At 45.5% G+C, this 17,938-nt stretch carries 19 protein-coding genes; 6 read left to right on the forward strand and 13 right to left on the reverse strand.

Going from position 1 to position 17,938, the window contains the following annotated elements:
- Positions 1–371 precede the first annotated feature (371 nt).
- Complete coding sequence (locus AC0TWI_RS15550; protein WP_488127252.1) at positions 372–1,388, reverse strand: sensor histidine kinase; 1,017 nt, start codon at positions 1,386–1,388, stop codon at positions 372–374.
- Positions 1,385–2,053, reverse strand: a complete 669-nt coding sequence (locus AC0TWI_RS15555; RefSeq protein ID WP_488127253.1) for a response regulator transcription factor — start codon at positions 2,051–2,053, stop codon at positions 1,385–1,387. The genes AC0TWI_RS15550 and AC0TWI_RS15555 overlap by 4 nt, the downstream gene beginning before the upstream one ends.
- Positions 2,054–2,518: 465 nt before the next feature.
- Between AC0TWI_RS15555 and AC0TWI_RS15560 the strand changes: the two genes are divergently transcribed.
- Positions 2,519–3,442, forward strand: coding sequence for a GNAT family N-acetyltransferase (locus AC0TWI_RS15560; RefSeq protein ID WP_488127254.1), 924 nt, complete (start codon positions 2,519–2,521; stop codon positions 3,440–3,442).
- A gap of 238 nt (positions 3,443–3,680) precedes the next feature.
- On the opposite strand, the gene rlmD is transcribed toward AC0TWI_RS15560, so the two are convergent.
- The 5 genes from rlmD to cax form a co-directional block, all read right to left on the reverse strand.
- Positions 3,681–5,066: a 23S rRNA (uracil(1939)-C(5))-methyltransferase RlmD gene (gene rlmD / locus AC0TWI_RS15565; RefSeq protein ID WP_488127255.1), complete on the reverse strand. Its 1,386-nt coding sequence runs from the start codon at positions 5,064–5,066 to the stop codon at positions 3,681–3,683.
- A gap of 5 nt (positions 5,067–5,071) precedes the next feature.
- Entirely contained in the window at positions 5,072–5,944 is an 873-nt protein-coding gene (locus tag AC0TWI_RS15570) for a DNA-3-methyladenine glycosylase family protein (RefSeq protein WP_488127256.1), read from the reverse strand.
- A gap of 106 nt (positions 5,945–6,050) precedes the next feature.
- Positions 6,051–6,848, reverse strand: coding sequence for a delta-lactam-biosynthetic de-N-acetylase (gene pdaA, locus AC0TWI_RS15575; protein ID WP_488127257.1), 798 nt, complete (start codon positions 6,846–6,848; stop codon positions 6,051–6,053).
- Between the two features lies 1 nt (position 6,849).
- On the reverse strand, positions 6,850–7,644 hold the full coding sequence (locus tag AC0TWI_RS15580) for a YfkD family protein (RefSeq protein WP_488127258.1): 795 nt from the start codon (positions 7,642–7,644) through the stop codon (positions 6,850–6,852).
- A gap of 81 nt (positions 7,645–7,725) precedes the next feature.
- Positions 7,726–8,778: a calcium/proton exchanger gene (gene cax / locus AC0TWI_RS15585; protein WP_488127259.1), complete on the reverse strand. Its 1,053-nt coding sequence runs from the start codon at positions 8,776–8,778 to the stop codon at positions 7,726–7,728.
- Positions 8,779–9,093: 315 nt separating this feature from the next.
- Here cax and AC0TWI_RS15590 point away from each other — a divergent pair, with 315 nt between their 5' ends.
- Positions 9,094–11,013, forward strand: coding sequence for a heavy metal translocating P-type ATPase (locus AC0TWI_RS15590; protein ID WP_488127260.1), 1,920 nt, complete (start codon positions 9,094–9,096; stop codon positions 11,011–11,013).
- A 60-nt stretch (positions 11,014–11,073) separates the two neighbouring features.
- On the opposite strand, the gene AC0TWI_RS15595 is transcribed toward AC0TWI_RS15590, so the two are convergent.
- The gene (locus tag AC0TWI_RS15595; protein ID WP_488127261.1) at positions 11,074–11,934 is read right to left on the reverse strand and encodes a YihY/virulence factor BrkB family protein; all 861 of its coding nucleotides are present in this window, start codon (positions 11,932–11,934) and stop codon (positions 11,074–11,076) included.
- A 167-nt stretch (positions 11,935–12,101) separates the two neighbouring features.
- Between AC0TWI_RS15595 and AC0TWI_RS15600 the strand changes: the two genes are divergently transcribed.
- Positions 12,102–12,326, forward strand: coding sequence for a DUF1128 domain-containing protein (locus AC0TWI_RS15600; RefSeq protein WP_488127262.1), 225 nt, complete (start codon positions 12,102–12,104; stop codon positions 12,324–12,326).
- 63 nt (positions 12,327–12,389) lie between these two features.
- Positions 12,390–12,569, forward strand: a complete 180-nt coding sequence (locus tag AC0TWI_RS15605) for a hypothetical protein (RefSeq protein WP_488127263.1) — start codon at positions 12,390–12,392, stop codon at positions 12,567–12,569.
- On the opposite strand, the gene AC0TWI_RS15610 is transcribed toward AC0TWI_RS15605, so the two are convergent.
- The gene (locus tag AC0TWI_RS15610; RefSeq protein ID WP_488127264.1) at positions 12,570–13,352 is read right to left on the reverse strand and encodes a carbon-nitrogen family hydrolase; all 783 of its coding nucleotides are present in this window, start codon (positions 13,350–13,352) and stop codon (positions 12,570–12,572) included. It abuts the gene before it with no gap.
- A gap of 111 nt (positions 13,353–13,463) precedes the next feature.
- Between AC0TWI_RS15610 and AC0TWI_RS15615 the strand changes: the two genes are divergently transcribed.
- Positions 13,464–14,642, forward strand: coding sequence for an aminotransferase class I/II-fold pyridoxal phosphate-dependent enzyme (locus AC0TWI_RS15615; RefSeq protein WP_488127265.1), 1,179 nt, complete (start codon positions 13,464–13,466; stop codon positions 14,640–14,642).
- Positions 14,643–14,690: 48 nt separating this feature from the next.
- On the opposite strand, the gene AC0TWI_RS15620 is transcribed toward AC0TWI_RS15615, so the two are convergent.
- Positions 14,691–15,203 carry a type 1 glutamine amidotransferase domain-containing protein gene (locus tag AC0TWI_RS15620; RefSeq protein ID WP_488127266.1) on the reverse strand — a complete coding sequence of 171 codons (513 nt, stop codon included), beginning with the start codon at positions 15,201–15,203 and terminating at the stop codon, positions 14,691–14,693.
- A gap of 108 nt (positions 15,204–15,311) precedes the next feature.
- Here AC0TWI_RS15620 and AC0TWI_RS15625 point away from each other — a divergent pair, with 108 nt between their 5' ends.
- Positions 15,312–15,755: a flavodoxin gene (locus tag AC0TWI_RS15625; RefSeq protein WP_488127267.1), complete on the forward strand. Its 444-nt coding sequence runs from the start codon at positions 15,312–15,314 to the stop codon at positions 15,753–15,755.
- Between the two features lie 53 nt (positions 15,756–15,808).
- Here the strand turns inward: AC0TWI_RS15625 and motB are convergent, their stop codons facing one another.
- The 3 genes from motB to AC0TWI_RS15640 all read right to left on the reverse strand — a co-directional run bounded on the left by motB (position 15,809) and on the right by AC0TWI_RS15640 (position 17,936).
- Complete coding sequence (gene motB, locus AC0TWI_RS15630) at positions 15,809–16,588, reverse strand: flagellar motor protein MotB (RefSeq protein ID WP_488127268.1); 780 nt, start codon at positions 16,586–16,588, stop codon at positions 15,809–15,811.
- On the reverse strand, positions 16,575–17,375 hold the full coding sequence (gene motA, locus AC0TWI_RS15635) for a flagellar motor stator protein MotA (protein WP_488127269.1): 801 nt from the start codon (positions 17,373–17,375) through the stop codon (positions 16,575–16,577). Before motA ends, motB begins: the two co-directional genes overlap by 14 nt.
- 186 nt (positions 17,376–17,561) lie before the next feature.
- A complete protein-coding gene (locus AC0TWI_RS15640; RefSeq protein ID WP_488127270.1) occupies positions 17,562–17,936 on the reverse strand; it encodes a DnaJ family domain-containing protein in 375 nt (124 codons plus the stop codon).
- Between the last annotated feature and the right edge of the window lie 2 nt (positions 17,937–17,938).

Here is a 17,938-nt window from a genome sequence, read left to right on the forward strand (position 1 = left end):
CAATAATATCTTCTCCATCTCTCCAAGCCCCCAGCTAAGTTATCTTGAAGCACAAGCATAACTTAACAGGAGTGATATTTGATAGAAGAGTGTTTATTCCTGTTTAGCAAGAACTGTTAACTTTAGTTTAGCAGTCACAAAAGTAAGCTCCCACTAATAAAAGAATGACTACCAGCATTGAGGTTAATACCTTTTTCGACTCCAATTTTTTCAATTTTGATTCCTCCCAAATGTATTATTTGTGATTATTTTATCAGTGGGTCCATAGATCACATATTTGTTTCGCTGTTATTAAAGTTACATTTTTGCAAGATAACAAATAAAAAATGGATTTACAGCTACTGCAGAGTACAATAGCCATAAATCCATTATTATTCGTGCATGAAGTTAACACTACCTAATGGGAAAATTATACTAACCGTTGTCCCTTCTCCAGTTTCTGATAATAACGTAAGTCCTAAACCAAGCTGCTCCGCAAGTTTTTTGCATAAGTAAAGTCCTATGCCGGTAGATCCTCCAAACTTTCGGCCATTTTCTCCAGTAAAGCCTTTTTCAAAAACCCTATTTAGATCCTTATCTATAATACCGATACCATTATCTTCTATGGAGAGTACGATATTGTTTTCATTTCTAATCGTGCTGATGATTACCCTTCCATCACGTTCCCTGTTATATTTAATCGCATTTCCAATCAGTTGATTCATTATAAATTCCAGCCATTTCGCATCACTATACACCGTGCCTTCTACCGCTTCAATATCGATAGTGATCCCTTTGCTAATAAAGTCTCTCGAATTTCTCTTAATAACACTTCTGACAAGGTCAACTAAAAAGACCTCTTTAATAAGATAATCCTTGCTGACATTATTACTTCTTGAATAATATAGGACCTGCTCTATATATTCTTCAATTTTCTTTATTTCATCTTTAATATTCCGAGTAATGTCATTTTGATTATTTTCTATTATTAATCGAGTCGATGCAATCGGAGTCTTTATCTCATGCACCCACGTCTCTATATATTCTCTATACTCATTTTCCCGATCTCTATAACTTTTTACATGCTCATGCATGTCCTTATTTGTCTGTCGCAATACATCATATAAATGCTTACCTTCTAGATTGTCAGGCTCTTTCATAATTTCGGTTAACAGATACTTTTTATCCAAATTGTCCATGATGCTGTTTAACTCGCCATATAATATTTTCTGTTTGACAAATTCTATCATCATATAAGTAAGGATGGGGAAAAACCAAATACAGAAAATCAGGAGAATGATTTTGCTGTTCACGTTTATGAGTAACAGGATAGCGCAAAGGATGATGAAAAAGACAAAATTGATCAACAGGAATACTGTTCTGTCTTTTACATACTCTTTTATATTCATGGAAGTATATATCCTAATCCGCGTCTTGTTTCGATGTTTTTCTTCATCCCTAAACCCTCAAGTTTTTTTCTTAATCTTGTCACATTAACAGATAAGTTATTATCATCCACAAAGATATCGGAGTTCCACATAAAGTCCATTAGATCGTCCCTTGACACGATTTTTCCTTTGTTTTTATATAAGCAAGAAAGTATTTTGATTTCATTTTTCGTCAGCTCTGCCGTTTTTCCTTTATAGGTTACAGAACCATTGGATAAATTAAGCGTTAAATCATTATAAACAAGTATATCCCGCATGCCGGGTCCTTGAACTCTCCGTAGTATGGTTTCTATCCGTGCCAATAGAATTTGAGTATTATATGGTTTTGTAATAAAGTCATCCGCACCTAAATTAATACTCATCAGTTCATCCATCTCATTATCCCTGCTCGTAACTACGATTATCGGTACATCGGAGTTTTTCCTTATTTCCCTGCAAATATAGTATCCATCATATATCGGCAGGTTAATGTCTAAAAGTATTAGATCAGGTTCTTCCCTAAGAGTATCTTTAATAATATTTTCGAAATTTATTGGCGCAACAGCCTCATACCCATATCTGATTAAAAAGGTTTTAAGTTCCTCTCTTATCTTTTCAGTATCTTCTATGATAATGATTTTTGACACAGGTTCACTTCCTTTGACAAATTAGTGGATACCTAACTACCTATACACATGCCGTTCACTTCCATTACATTAAATGAGTGAAATTCAGATGTCCATCCATCCACTATTATCCCATATAATAAAATGGAGCGGGTTATCATAGATGCCGTGTATACATGCGGTGTATTTCAAAATGCATTATTCTCTTGGATACATTTCTTCAAAAAAGTCGTGCATTTTTATTCCTTTTTCAGTTATCTAAGTCTTTCCATCCTTGCAGTCTTTGTTGTGTATTCCAGATTGTTCTCTTTTCAATACTACTATACTTGATATTGCGGAGGGAAAGTTATTTCGTAGCAAATGATCATTGAAGCCATAAGTTGCGCTACTGTCTGAATAGTCATTCTCCTGAGAGGAAATTTATTATGGGGACTTCGCAAAGCACTCCAAACCGCGTACTTTCCTATCATTGAGAGGGGTAATATTTTGAATCAATCATCAACCAATATTTTCATACGGAATTTTGAAAATGAAGACATGCCTTTGCTTGGGGAGCTGTATCGATCCGTAACCGCAAAAGAAAATGCCGTATTTTGGTGGGTTGGGGACGAAGAAAATTGGTGTAACGTATATTGCGCATTTGATGATGGGAAAATGATCGCTAAGGGGCAAGTCAGCATTGTTAATGTTGTGCCTCCCGGGCGACCAAAAGAGAACAATCACTCCATATACATCAACCTGAAAACCGTTCCTGAAAGAGAAAATGACATTGCATTGCTCGACAGCGTCTATCGTTATCTTTTCATAAGAGCAAAACAATTAAAGGAAACTTTACCGAAAGAATTTGGAACCATACTTTGTGTTGGTAACGATTCGGATGAAACAGCAAATAATCAATTCTTCATCCAAAAAGGATACCGCCATTTGCATAGTTTATATTCCATGGACCGGGACTTAAATGAACCGATTCCTAAAATAAAGCTGCAAGAGGAGTTTCAACTTTCTTATTGGAAGATGGAGTCTGCGCGGGAGCAAGAAGAGTACCTGGAAGTTGAAAATGAAATTTGGCCTGACGAACCATTAGGACTTAATCGGTTAACTGAGTACATGAATAACAAGCTATGGACGTCCATCGTTGTCCGCCATACAGACGCAATTGCCGGCGGGCTAATGGCATGGAAAGAAGAATACCATGGTGTTATAGAGGATGTCTTTGTTCGAGAAAAATGGCGGAAACGCGGCATTGCAAAGTACTTGCTTACGGAGGCTTTACGCTATCTCAAATCAAATCAGCTGCAAAACGCTAAACTTATGGTAAAAACCACAAACAAATCAGCCTTATCTCTATACAAATCTGTTGGATTCTATATAGATAATGAAGAGATCAGATACTTTATAAAACTGGATTAGACACCATAATGATGACTTTGTACTAAAAGCTGCAGCTATTAAAGCTAGAAAGAACAGCCATAAAAAAGAAGATGGCAGAAAGGTCCGAAACAACCAGATTCTCTGCCATCTATGAACAACTTAAAGAGTTATTACATTTAAAATAAGGTAACATCCGAGATGTTGCTTTGTTTCGTCGATATAACTAAATTGCAAAGAGGTTAAGACTTACTGTAAGTTGAGGGGGTTGTAATCCCCCTCAATCATTTTTTAAAACTATCTGCGCCACACTCTCAACATGGGCGGTCTGCGGGAACATGTCCACCGGCTGGATGTACTCGACTTTGTACAGCCGGCTGATTGCCTGCAGGTCTTTGGCAAGCGTGGATGGGTTGCAGGAGACGTAGATGAATTTTTTCGGTTTGATTTTCATGACGGTTTGCAGGAATTGCGGGTCGCAGCCGGTTCTTGGCGGGTCGACGATGATGATGTCGGGGTGCCAGCCTTCTTTTTCCCATTTCGGCAGGATTGTTTCTGCTTTTCCGGTCACGTAGACGGCATTCGGATAGCCGTGCTTTTTCGCATTCTTTTTTGCATCGGCGATTGCTTCCGGGATGATGTCCATGCCGCGGATTTCGGCGGCGCCGTCTGCTAGCCACAGTCCGATCGTGCCAACGCCGCAGTACGCGTCAGCGATTTTTTCCTTGCCCGTCAGGGCTGCCGCTTTTTTCACTTCGTTGTACAATTTTACCGTCTGCTCCGGGTTCAGCTGGAAAAAGGCGCGTGCTGACAGTTCGTATTGAAAGCCGTCGAGCTCTTCGTCAATGAACTCTTTTCCGGCAATATGAATTGTCTCGTCCCCGAAAATAAGAGACGTCTGTTTCGGGTTCACATTTTGCATGACTGATGCGACTTCCGGGATTCGTTTTTGAATTTCGGAAGCGATCAGTTCCTTCTTCGGAAGTTTCTTTGCTGTCGTGACAAGAACGACCTGAACTTCTCCGGACTGGACGCCGACCCTCGTGACGATATTCTTCACAAGGCCCCGTTTTGTTTTTTCATTATAGGCCGGTACGTTTAGGTCTTGGAGGATTTTTCTTACCTCCTGGTTAACACGGTTTGTCTCAGGTTGCTGGACAATGCAGTCTGGCACATCGATCAGGCGGTGCGAATTCATGCTGAAGAGCCCTGCCACCTGCTTGCCGTTCACCTCGCGCAATTGGAACTGGCTTTTATTGCGGTAGTTCCATGGGTTGTCCATTCCAATCGTGTCGCGGATGTCCATTTTTCCAATATCGAATTTCGTGTGTCGCTCCAGGGATTGAATGAGTATGTCCCTTTTCTCCTTCAGCTGCTGGTCATAGCGCAGATGCTGCAGCTGGCAGCCACCGCACTGGTCATAGACCGGGCAGAGAGGCTGGACGCGGTGAGGGGACTTCTTGCGAATCTTTTTGACGACCGCTTCGGTGAATTTTGGCTGAACTTTCACCGCCTCGACGACTACTTCCTCGCCTGGAAGCGCGCCCGGCACGAATACGACCTTCTTCTTAAAATAGCCGACGCCTTCCCCGTTGATTCCAAGTCGCTTGATTGTCAACGGAAAACGCTGTTTCGGCTTAATGATTTCATCTATAGGTTTGTTCATTGCTATCACTCCGTAGGTTCTATGCTTCTCCACAAATAAAGGGAGGCATAGCTTAAATAGGGCTGCCATTCAGCACTGTATTGTTCCATCTCTTCTATCGTGGGTTTTCGGTCCAGATTGAACAGCTTTTTCAGTGCATTTTGAATGCCGATATCTGCCGCAGGAAAAAGGTTCTGGCGGCCAAGTCCAAAGAGCAAAAAGCTCTGTGCCGTCCACGGTCCGATCCCGCGTATTTTGACAAGCCTTTTGATCACATCCTGATCTTCAAGCTTTGCCAATTCCTCAAGATTTAAATCGCCGCTCGACAACAGCTTGCCGAGTCCGATCAGGTATTCCGCCTTGCGCTGGCTGAATTTCATTTCCCGGAGCTGTTCCGGCTCCAGCGCAGCAACGGTCTCAGGCAGCGGATAAAATGGTACACCATCGACTTCAAAACCGAATTTGCGGACAAATGTTTCGGTTAAGGCGATGGCAAATTTCATGTTGACCTGCTGGTGGATAATCGACTTGATCAGCGTACAATAGGGCGAAAAGTCGAGCACTATTGGGGTGCCCCGATGCTGTTCAAAGATGGCTTGCAATGCAGTTTGGCGAAAATGTTCGTCGATCGAGGAGAGAGGCATGTCCCACTGAAAAATCCGGCTGACTTCCCGAATGACCTTGTCCTTTGTAGCCTCGCTCTGGCCGCTGACGAAAAAAGCGGGCTCTGCCGTAGTGCCGATAGCCTGCACCGTTGCCACTTCCGGCCTTTCCCCGTAAATCGGTATCTTGACGGAGCGTACCGCTGCATCAAGGATGTTTAATGGATCGATAGCCATTCGGCTTAAGGCCAGATCAAAATTATACGGGCCGTCTACCATGATTCGTTCTTGCCACACATGCATCTCTCCCCCGTTAAAAAATCACGCTCATTATACCATATCCTCACGGGGTTCCGCTGTTTTTCAATAAAAAAGACCAGGCTTATTGAACCTGGTCCATTCTCTACAATGATAGGAGCGGACTGTCCGCTTTTTCCTTCAGCAAATAATCGTCAAGGCTTTTAAATACATACCCTTGTTTTTTCAAATCCTTGATGACCGTTTCGAGAGCATCCGCATTGTCCTTTGAAACGGTATGCAGAAGCATGATCGCTCCGGGGTGAGCTTGAGCCATGATGTTGTCATAGGCGTATTTCCAGCCCTTTTGCTTGTCGGTTTGCCAGTCCTTGAAGGCAAGGGACCAAAGGACATGGTAGTAGCCCTCCTCCCGGGCAATTTTCATCGACCGCTCGCTCAGGATTCCTCTTGGCGGGCGTAAAAACTGCATGCCTCTCTGGCCAGTAAGAGATTCTGCCAGCTCTTTCACTTGGGCAAGCTCTTTCCGGATCTGTTCGTCGCTTATTCTTGTCATATCCGGATGGCTCCACGAGTGGTTTCCGATAAGATGCCCTTCTGCTGCCATCCGCTTTGTCAACTCGGGTTCGCTTTTCAAATAATGGCCGGTGACGAAGAAAGCTGCGGGAACTTTTTCCTGTTTGAGGATGTCCAAAAATTTTCCCGTATAGCCATTCTCATATCCATTGTCGAAGGTCAGATACAAAATCTTCTGATCGGCGCTGCCTTTATAAAAAGCATCGTATTTATCAAGCAGCGCTTCATATGCTGCACCGGCATCCCCCTGTTCGCCGTTGCTTCCTTTTTTGAACCCCCAATGTACCGGTGTATTTGAGACGGCATAACCGGCGATCGGCATGGCCAGCATAAGCAATGCAACGATTGTTGCCATGAAGGTTTTCTTCATCTCACTTCGCTCCTTTAAAGGAGAAGTTCAAATGATTGTGGATGGGTATCCAGGCGCCGATCGGTTTGGTGACCACATTTTTGACCGCAAGCTGGCGCTTCATGCCTTTCATGACCAAAAAGACTTCTCCATAGGTGACCTCACCGTTTTCCCGGACTGCCGGTGCATAGGCATATAAATAGCCGAGTTGTTTTGGCGGAATGTTGTAAACTTGATGATGTTTCGTTCCCCCGCCAATCGTTGTTTTGAAGGTGAGCGGAAGTTTTGTTTTCTCCATTGCCGACAGTAGCATCATTTTTGCGACATCTTCAGACTGCCCGACATCGGCTGTCAGTGCACCTTTAACGGTCTTTTGGGCTTCTTGCACGTAGTGAATTTGATGATGGCGATCGCCGCCTCTGTTGTCAAAAAAGTTCGTATTGATTTTCTGGTATTGCCAATTCGGGACTGTTTCCCGAGACGTATAATGAAGCGGCCATTCGCCAAGATAAATCGTGGCCCGAACGCCGATTGAAAGCGGAGATTGGTTGACTGCCGATTCATTGAGCATTTTGATTAAACGGGGATTATCAATTTTTTCAGAGGCGGACTCAAGCAATTCCTTTGTGAATTCGCTTGGCTGCAGGAACGATATATCCGAATCTGACTGGGTATACGTATTTTCTTTTCCGATGGAAATAACAGATGCCGGCAATGGGATGCCTGCCGGCTTTTCTTTGGCCAAAGCAGCAGGCGCTATGCCGGCGGCAATAACGAGCGCCAGGAAAACATACAGGACACGAAGATGCCGTTTCATAGTTGTGACTCCCTTCTTCAGTGACGGATCTGCCCGTCTTTTGTGTCCTTATTTTTTCCGAAGCGCTCCGATTTATCCGTACTACAGCAAATAAAAGCCGATGCCCATGATCAGGTAGGCAGCGAGTAGTACCGCCCCCTCAAACCAGTTCGATTCTCCATCGTTCATCAGCACGATTGTCAGCAGCACGGCAGTTGCCATCGATACGATCTCCGGGATGGAGAAGACGAGCGGCATTGACGTCGGGAAAAACAGTGAGATGATGACAAGGAGAGGAGCGACAAACATCGCCACCTGTAAGGTCGATCCGACTGCAATTTCGACGGCCACATCCATTTTGTTCTTCATCGCCATCAGGATAGCGGAAGCATGCTCCGCCGCATTGCCGACAATGGCCACGATGATAACCCCAATGAACAGTTCACTCCAGCCGAAGGATTCACCAACCGCCTCAAACGTATGAACGAGCCTTTCTGATACGTATGCAACAGCAAGCGTAGCGAGGGCAAGGATGGTAATCGCCTTTCCTTTCCCCCACTCTGGTGTTTCCTCTTCAGCAGCGGTGTTCTCGCCGGTCTGATATACTCCTCGGTGAGTGACAAGCTTAAAAAACAGTGCAAGAAGATAGAGGATGATCATAATAATCGAAACCCCTACACTTAAACTGATTGTATGGGCATCGCTCATCCTTTGCGTGAACATTTCCGGAATAATGAAAGCGACGATGACAGCAAACATCAGCAAGCCGGAATTGTGCCTTGCATCAAAAACATTGAATTTTTGTCTTTTAAATTTAAACCCGCCGAAAAGGAATGAAGCTCCTAGGACGAGCAGCAGGTTTCCGACAACCGAACCTGTCAAAGAGGCAAGAACAACACCGACTAAACCCGCCTTAAGCGAGAAGATGGAAATAATCAGCTCCACCGCATTCCCGAATGTTGCATTGAGCAGACCGCCGATCCTTGGGCCGGCTACAATCGTCAGGCTCTCTGTCGCCCTGCCCATGAAGCTTGCCAAAGCGATGATCGTCAAACAGTAGATGACAAACATAAGAACGGTCGGCCAGTGCATGAGTGAACCAATAATAGAAGCTGGCAGGCCGAGTACCAGCATGATGATAAACAATTTATCCATATAAAGACCTCCCGTCGGGTGACAATCCCCTCTATTTCCTATATCAACTTTTCCCCCGGCTCCTTTTTTTAATCCATTCGCTCGAATTTTTACTGAATGAAAGAAAAAGAGCCTAGTTCGGTTTCTTTGATTTTGCAGAAGCGGGAAGGATTGCTGATATTTCTCACAATATTGGGTTAATGAACATACAATTAGGATATATAAAAAGCAAATAAAAGAATTGCTGCCGCTTCTTGCGGCAGCTTTCGTCATTTTATAAGGGTATTGATTATGATTCTTTTTCTCAATTACATCAAATAAATGGAGGGAAGTTTGATGGAAACTAGAACGGTTGCCATGAAAGAGCAGTCTCAGTCCGGAATTCCTGCCTATATGGAAAAGCTCAGGCCTCATTGGGAATTGATCGCCGCTATTGTCAGTGGAATTCTAATTATCTGCGGCTGGCTTGCGGGAAAATCAGACCAAGGTCATATGTCAATCCTGTTCTATTTGTCCGCATTTTTGATTGGCGGTTATGCGAAGGCGAAGGAAGGAATTACCGAAACGATTGAGGAAAAACAATTGAATGTCGAAATGCTGATGATTTTTGCCGCAATTGGTTCCGCCATTATCGGCTACTGGGCGGAAGGCGCCATCCTCATTTTCATCTTCTCGCTAAGCGGCGCACTTGAAACCTACACAATGAATAAAAGCCATAAGGAGATCTCTGCCTTGCTTGAAATCCAGCCTGAAGAGGCGCTCCGCATCACTCCGGATGGCGAAAAACTCGTTCCGATTACGATGCTTTCCGTCGGCGATCATATACTTGTCAAAGCAGGCGAAAGCATTCCCGCAGACGGGATTATGATCCGGGGAGAAACAACGATTGATGAATCGGCAATCAACGGTGAATCCATCCCCGCCGGAAAAACCATCGGAGACGAGATCTTCGCAGGCACCGTGAATATGACAGGTTCCTTTACAGCCAAAGTGACGAAGCCGAGTACAGAGACGCTTTTTCATAAGATTATTGAGCTTGTCCAATCGGCACAGAGCGAAAAATCCCCTTCCCAGCTATTCATCGAGCGTTTTGAAGGCACATACGTGAAAATTGTCCTCGCAGTTGTTTTTCTGATGATGTTTGTTCCCCATTTCGCCTTTGGCTGGTCATGGACAGAAACATTTTACCGGGCGATGATCCTGCTCGTCGTTGCCTCTCCCTGCGCTTTGGTTGCTTCCATTACCCCAGCTTCGCTTTCCGCAATTTCCAATGGTGCAAGAAACGGCATCCTATTTAAAGGAACAGCCCATCTTGAAATGCTCAGCAATTTGAAGGCAATGGCATTCGACAAAACCGGGACATTGACGAAAGGACAGCCAGAAGTCACAGACCTGATTACGGTTGACGATGAAAGGACAGTAGAAATTATCTCGAAGATCGCTTGCATTGAGAAAGAATCAAATCATCCGCTCGCCCAAGCAATTGTCCGCTATGCACAAGAAAAATTCAATCTGATCCCGGTTGAGATTGAAACGGTCGAAGATGTTGCCGGCTGGGGAGTGAAAGCATCCATCGCTGGCGAAGAGTGGACAGTCGGGAAAGCGGACTTTGTCGGCAAAGATGAGGCCGAAGACTTTGCAGCAGGCCAGGGCATACTGTATGAGGAGCTTGGGAAAACGGTCATTTATGCGAGGAGCGGGAATGGCATTGCCGCAGTGATTGCCTTGAAGGATATCGTCCGCCCCGAGTCGAAGATTGCTTTGGAATCGCTCCGAAAGATGGGAGTCAAAACGGTCATGCTGACTGGGGACAGTGAAACGACAGCCGCAGCCATCGCTGATGAGGCAGATGTTGATACGTATACAGCCCGCTGCCTCCCCGAAACGAAGGTAAATGAATTAAAGGAACTGAAGCGGAAATATGGAAAAACGGCAATGATCGGAGACGGGATCAATGATGCCCCTGCTCTTGCCACTGCAGATCTCGGGATCGCTATGGGGCAAGGGTCGGATATCGCCCTTGAGACCGCCGATGTTGTCTTAATGAAAAATGAGTTAACAAAAATTTCTAATGCAATCAAGCTTTCCAAGCGGATGAACCGGATTGTCAAACAGAATATTATCTTCTCCATTTCTGTAATTCTCTTGCTGATTGCTTCTAATTTCATGACATTAATCGACCTTCCTTTTGGCGTCATTGGTCATGAAGGCAGCACGATCCTCGTCATCTTGAACGGATTGAGGCTGCTTAGATAGCTGGAACGATTGCCCATGAAGAAACCCCTTGGCACGCTCCAAGGGGTCTTTGCCGATGCATCAAACATCGCAGCTTTTTTTCCTGTCACTCCAAAGGGAATTGATTTCCCCGCCTATTAAAATGATGATGGCGGAAATGTAGAACCAAAGCATCAGCACAATCACTGCCCCGATACTTCCATACGTCGATGTATAGTTGCCGAAATGAGAAACGTAAAACGAGAAGATGTAAGAAACTACAATCCAACCGACACTCGCAAAAATCGCTCCCGGCACGGCTGTCATACATTTGATTTTGATATTGGGGGCGATATAATAAATAACAAGGAAGACCACGAATAGAATAAGCGGGCTCAATCCCCATCTGACTACGCTCCAAATTTGCAGGAACACGTCAGACAAACCAAGAGTAGAAAATAAGAGCAATCCGATCTGCTTTCCGAACACAGGCAAAAGCAAAGCGACGAGCAAGACGAAAATCATACCGAACATCATAAGCAGCGCCAGCCCCCGCGTTACAACGAAGGATCGCTTTTCGGATACGTTGTACGCCCTGTTTAAAGCTTTGATCAATGCCACCATCCCTTTCGAGGCGGACCAGATCGTACCGAGCAAACCGACGGACAACAGACCTCCGCTGCGGCTGCTCATCACCTGATTGATATTGTCCTGTATAAGCTGCAATGTATCAGGCGGGGCAAACTCCTTGATCAAATTGAAAATATCCTGTTGAGTAATTGGTGTGTATGGCAGCAGCGTCACCATAAAGATCAGCAAAGGGAAGAGTGAAAGCAGGAAAAAATAGGCTAACTGAGCCGCCATCCCTGTTACATCATTTTCCGATATGCGCTCTATGAGGGGTTTGCCCGCCTTCATCACTTTCTTCTTGTTCTTTCTGAACCTTAGTCTGAATTTCCCCATAAAACCACCTCACCTGGCATCGATACTTCAGCTGTTTCTGTCCGAGTGGACTGCTTCCTTATCTTTTACCTTTCCGCCTATTGATGAAACATGCGAAAATCAGGATTGACTTTCCGTATGCGGCATGAAAGGATAAGAGAGAGAAAAGCCCGGGGAGGATGAAACACTTGGATTTAACAAAAAACACACCAGAAAACATTGAATATATGGTGAGCCAGATTGTGGCCAAAATGAGAATGGTCAATATCAGTGCCGTCAAATCGGACCAAATGGATGAAGAAATGTATGAGGAACTGCATGAGATTTATGAAATGGTCATGAAAAAGGACAACTTCAGCCCGAATGAGATGCAGGCGCTTGCCGAAGAATTGGGCCGTCTGCGCAAGGCATAATAGTAAGGTATCCGGCAATGGCCGGATACCTTTTTCATGTTCGATTATTGAGGAGGAATTACATTGCTGAAAAACTTTCCCCTGCTGCTGATCATGCTTGTAGCCGGATGCATCTCAACTGCGGTCGCCATATCCGTCGATCTTCCGGATGTGCCTGCGCTGATCCTGCTTTTTGTCGGCATCATCCTAAACATCTTGAGCCTGGCGGGCTTGCTGCTTTATTTAGTCAGGAAAAATCCTTAATCAGTACCGAAGCGGACGCCGGTCGGAGAATACAGGAATCCGCTCCCGGATTTCTTCTATTTTCGCTGCATCGACGGTCGCAGCAACAAGATCTTCTTCCTTCCCGCCTTCTGCAAGAATCTCCCCCCACGGATCAATGATCATTGAATGGCCGGCAAATTCATTGTCCGGGTCATTCCCTACCCTGTTGCAAGCGATGACGAAGCTCTGATTCTCGATTGCCCTTGCCTGCAGGAGTGTGCGCCAGTGTTCTTTTCGCGGAGCCGGCCATTCTGCTACTACGAATAGAATATGGGCTCCCGACAGCACCGCCTTTCTCTGCCACTCGGGAAAGCGGATATCATAGCAGATGAAACCAGCCGCATTCACACCGTCCAGTTCAAAGACCGTTTCGTCTTCTCCTGGTGCCAGATATTGATGCTCATTCATCAGCCTGAACAGATGCAGCTTGCTGTACTCATGGACAAGCCTGCCTCCCCTGTCAATGATATACATCGTGTTCTTTACACCGTTTGCGGTTCTATTTGCGACGGATCCGCCGATAATATGAAATTGGTGTTTCTGTGCCTGTTCTTTCAGAAACTGAACCGTTTCCCCGCCGTCCGGGTCTGCAATCTCGTCAAGTCTCGCCAAATCGTACCCGGTTGTCCACAGCTCAGGCAGCACAACCACTTCGCAGCCTTCTTCCTTCGCTTTACGGAACCACCGTTCTGCAGCCTCCCGATTTGATTGTGGATCTCCCAAAGCGATATCCATTTGGATACAGCCTATTTTCCAATCCATCACGTAATCGCCCCTTTTTAAAGATGAGCTTTACAAACAGCCCTATTCGTTATACATTCTACACTAGAATATGAAAGAAAAATATGAATAGTCAAGAAAGGTGGAGCTTGCTTGGGTACATTTGAAACTTCCGACCTTCTCCAGAGGTTACCGGAACAATTCTTTGCTTCGCTCGTCCGCAAGGTGCAGGAACAAATCAGCCAGGGGCATGACGTGATCAATCTTGGCCAAGGAAATCCGGATCAGCCGACACCTATACATATAGTCGAAGCGATGCAAAAAGCGGTTGAACAGCCAGTAAATCACCAATATCCCCCTTTCCGCGGGAAAAGCAGGCTGAAAGAAGCGGCAGCGCAATTTTACATGAGGGAATACGGGGTCAAGCTGGACCCTAAGAAAGAGATTGCCATCCTTTTCGGCGGGAAAGCAGGCCTCGTTGAGCTGCCGCAATGCCTGCTGAACCCGGGAGATACGATTCTTGTACCTGATCCCGGTTATCCTGATTACTGGTCCGGAGCGGCCCTTGCCGGCGTGAACATGGAAATGATGCCGCTGATTGAGGAAAACCGCTTCTTGCCCGATTATCAACTCATCCCGGAAGAGATAGCCGCGAAAGCGAAAATGATGATCCTGAATTACCCGAACAACCCGACAGGCGCTGTTGCTGATGACAATTTTTTTGCAGAGACCATCGATTTTGCCAAGGAACGGAATCTTTGCGTCATTCACGACTTTGCATATGGCGGCATCGGCTTTGACAGCCATAAGCCGATCAGCTTTTTATCCTCAGACGGGGCCATCGATGTTGGGGTGGAAATCTTCACTTTTTCCAAAACGTATAATATGGCGGGCTGGAGAGTGGCTTTTGCCGCAGGGAACGAGTCTGTCATCGAAGCAGTCAATCTTCTGCAGGATCATCTTTATGTCAGTCTTTTCGGTGCTGTCCAGGACGCTGCAGCAGAAGCACTTCTTTCCTCCCAGCAGCCGTCGCGAGAACTGAACGCCTTATATGAAGCGAGGAGGAATACATTCATCTCGAGCCTCCGTGACATCGGCTGGAATGTGCAGGCACCGGAGGGATCATTCTTCACTTGGCTGAAAGTGCCAGACGGCTTCACTTCTGCACAGTTTACAGACCTTTTGCTGGAAAAGGCCCATGTTGCGGTTGCACCGGGTATCGGTTTCGGAAAGTATGGAGAAGGGTATGTAAGGGCAGGTTTGCTCACATCAGAGGAGAGACTAAGGGAAGCTGCGGACAGAATTTCAAAGCTCGGTCTTTTCGGCCCATGAAAAAAGCTGTTCCCGGCGTGAATGCTTGCCGGGAACAGCTTTTTTGCGTCAGAGCAGTTTCAATGATTCGCGGTTAAAGGCAGGAATATCGTCCGGTGTCCGGCTTGTCACCAGCTGGTTCTGGCAGACAACGACTTCCTTGTCGTGATAATTTGTACCGGCATATTCCATATCGACACGAATGGACTTATAGCCTGTCGCATCTCTGCCTTCCAATGTTTTCGCTGTGATCAGCAGCTGCGGCCCATGGCAAATGGCAAATACCGGCTTTTTGGCATCCATGAATGCCTTTGTGAACTGGACAAACCGGTCATCCGCCCGCAATTGATCCGGAGAAAAACCGCCCGGAATGAACAGCGCATCAAAATCTTCAGGCTTCGCATCGTCAATGCCAAGATCAATTTTTACCTCAGCTTCTCCTTGCTTGCCTTTCACCGTTTTTCCAGCTTCTTTTTCAATCGCCGTAATTTCATGCCCAGCCTCTTGATAGGCTTTCACCGGTTCCGTATATTCGGAGTCCTCAAATAGATTGGTCACAAGTACAGCAACTTTCTTTGCCATTATCATCACTCCTTCAAATCATTTTCACCCCTTCCTTTTCCCTTTTCACAATGAGACAAACATCTGGTAAAATGACTGTAGAAGCGAAAAGGAAAGAAGTGTCCAAGGATGACAAAGATTTTAATGGTATATACAAGCATGACCGGCAACACCGAATTGATGGCGTTCTCCATCCGTGATGCCCTTATCGACGCCGGGGCTGATTTGACGGTAAGGGAAGCATTTGATGCGGATGCGGATGATCTGTTAAAATATGATGCCATCCTGATCGGTACCCATACATGGGAAGGCGGAGAAATACCGGATGAATTCTTCGTTTTTTATGACGATCTTGATACAGTGGATCTGCATGGAAAAAAAGCCGCGGTTTTCGGTTCCGGTGATTCTTTTTATACGAGAACCTTTGGCATGGCTCTCGATAAATTCAATCGCAGGCTTGAACGGCAAGGGGCGGAAATCGTTTCTGAGCGGCTGCTGTGCGATTTAGAACCCACCGATGAAGAGCTGGAGCAATGCAGGACATTCGCTCAGAGCTTCTTGAAAGCACTATGACTTATTTCTCAGGAAATAGAAATGCCCTGCGCTCAAAAAGCGCAGGGCATCTCTTATTGGTCTTTCATCTTCGGCAATATCAATACCTCAACACGGCGGTTCTTTGCCCTTCCTTCATCTGTAGCATTGTCGCCTACAGGCTGGAATTCACCGTATCCTTTGGCGCTGAACCAACGTGGATCAAGATTGCCGTCTTCCAATAAAACCTTCATGAAGTTAATCGCCCGCATGACACTTAGTTCCCAGTTCGAATGGTAGTTCGCTGTCCGGATTGGAACATTATCCGTATGGCCGCTGATGATGATATTCCTTGGCGGATCCATGACAAGCAACTCTGCCAGTTCTTTCGCTGTCCGTTTGTCCTCTTCCCGAACCTCCGCTTTCCCTGATTGGAAAAGGACATTATCCCGGATGGAAATAAGCAGGCCTTCTGTTGTCAGCTTCATGTCGAATTTATTGCTTAAGTCATTTTTTTGCACGTAGGCATTCACTTTCGATTGAATGGCTTGCAGCTCTTTCATGTCTTCCTCATCAATCTCAGGAAGAGAGCCTTCGACCTGGTTTGGCGGGGTATCCTCAACATCCGTATTCTTTGGGAAATCATTGCTATGATCATCACTTTCTACCGGCTGCTGATATTCCATTGGTCCCGTACCGCCAACAAAAATACCGTTGAACACTTGGGAAATCTGCTGGAACCTCTGGGCATCAACTGAACTTGCGGCAAAAAGCACGATGAAAAGCGCCAAAAGCAGGGTCATTAAATCTGAGTATGGCAATAGCCAGGACTCATCGATATGGCCTTCATCTTTCTTCTTTTTACGCTTCGCCATTCTGTGCCACTTCGCTTTCTGCGGCCAATTCCCGTCTTGCGGAGGCCGGTAAGTAAGATGCCAGCTTCTGTTCAATCACCCTTGGTGCTTCACCTTCAAGTACAGAAAGAATCCCTTCCACCATCATTTCTTTCAGGCGGACCTCTTCTTTCGACTTGCGGCGGAGTTTGTTCGCGAACGGATGCCACCATACATACCCAGTAAAGATTCCAAGCAGTGTCGCGATAAACGCTGCGGAAATCGCATGGCCAAGCTCTTCGGTGTTATCCATATGGCCTAGTGCGGCGATAAGGCCGATTACCGCACCGAGTACGCCGAGTGTCGGCGCATAGGTTCCCGCCTGGGAGAAAATTGAGGCACCTGTTGCATGTCTTTCTTCCATCGCTTCAATCTCTTCATTCAATACATCGCGGATATAGTCAGCACTCTGCCCATCTACGGCAAGGCTCAGTCCATGCCGCATGAAAGGATCTTCGATATCGCTGATTTTCGTTTCAAGCGCCAGCAATCCTTCTTTTCTCGCCAACTGCGCCAGTTCCGAAAACTGGAAAACTAGGTTCTTCGGTTCGATCGTTTTCTTTTCTTTGAAAATGATGCCGAACAATTTCGGTACTTTTTTGATTTCCGACATTGGAAATCCCGTAATAACACTCGCTGCTGTACCTGCCAAAATGATCAGGAACGCAGCCGGATTGACAAGTGCGCTGAGCGAGACTCCTTTCAGCACCATCCCCACTCCGACAGCTATTAAACCAAGAATTAAACCTATCAGTGATGTTTTGTCCATATTCATTCACCCTAAACTAATATATGTCTTACCTTTTATATCGACAGATCTCGCAGACTTTCAACATCATTCTTCAAATCTGTGATACTTTTATCTATTTCAGGCAAAAAACCCCCACTTACAATGCCTGAAGGAATAGACATTCCCTGGAGGCGAAGTGAGATCAGGGGTTAAACGTTGAGTGATTCAAAAGAATTTATCTTCGATTTTTTTTTCATACCTCTTAAAAGCGGATGAATTGGTCTTGATTCTTTTCTTGGAAAGCAAGCTGTTGTATTGGAGCATCTTTTCATTCAACTTTTTGCGAAGCCCTTCTTTTTCAAGCTCATCCTCCGCTTTTCTGATCAGGTCCTCGATGGTGGCGAGTTCTTTTTTTATACTTATTTCGTCTGGAGAAAATCCGGCATTCTTCATAAGCCTGTATGCCATTTTCAGATCGTCCGGCACATCCGCCAGATCATCCTTTGGCAGGGGCTTACCATACCCTGGCAGATTGTCGAACTCTCCTTCTTCCATTGCCCTCTTGATCCTGTCTTCGGTAATCCCGCTAAATTTATTCACGA

It is taken from the genome of Lederbergia sp. B243.17 (genome assembly GCF_057657925.1).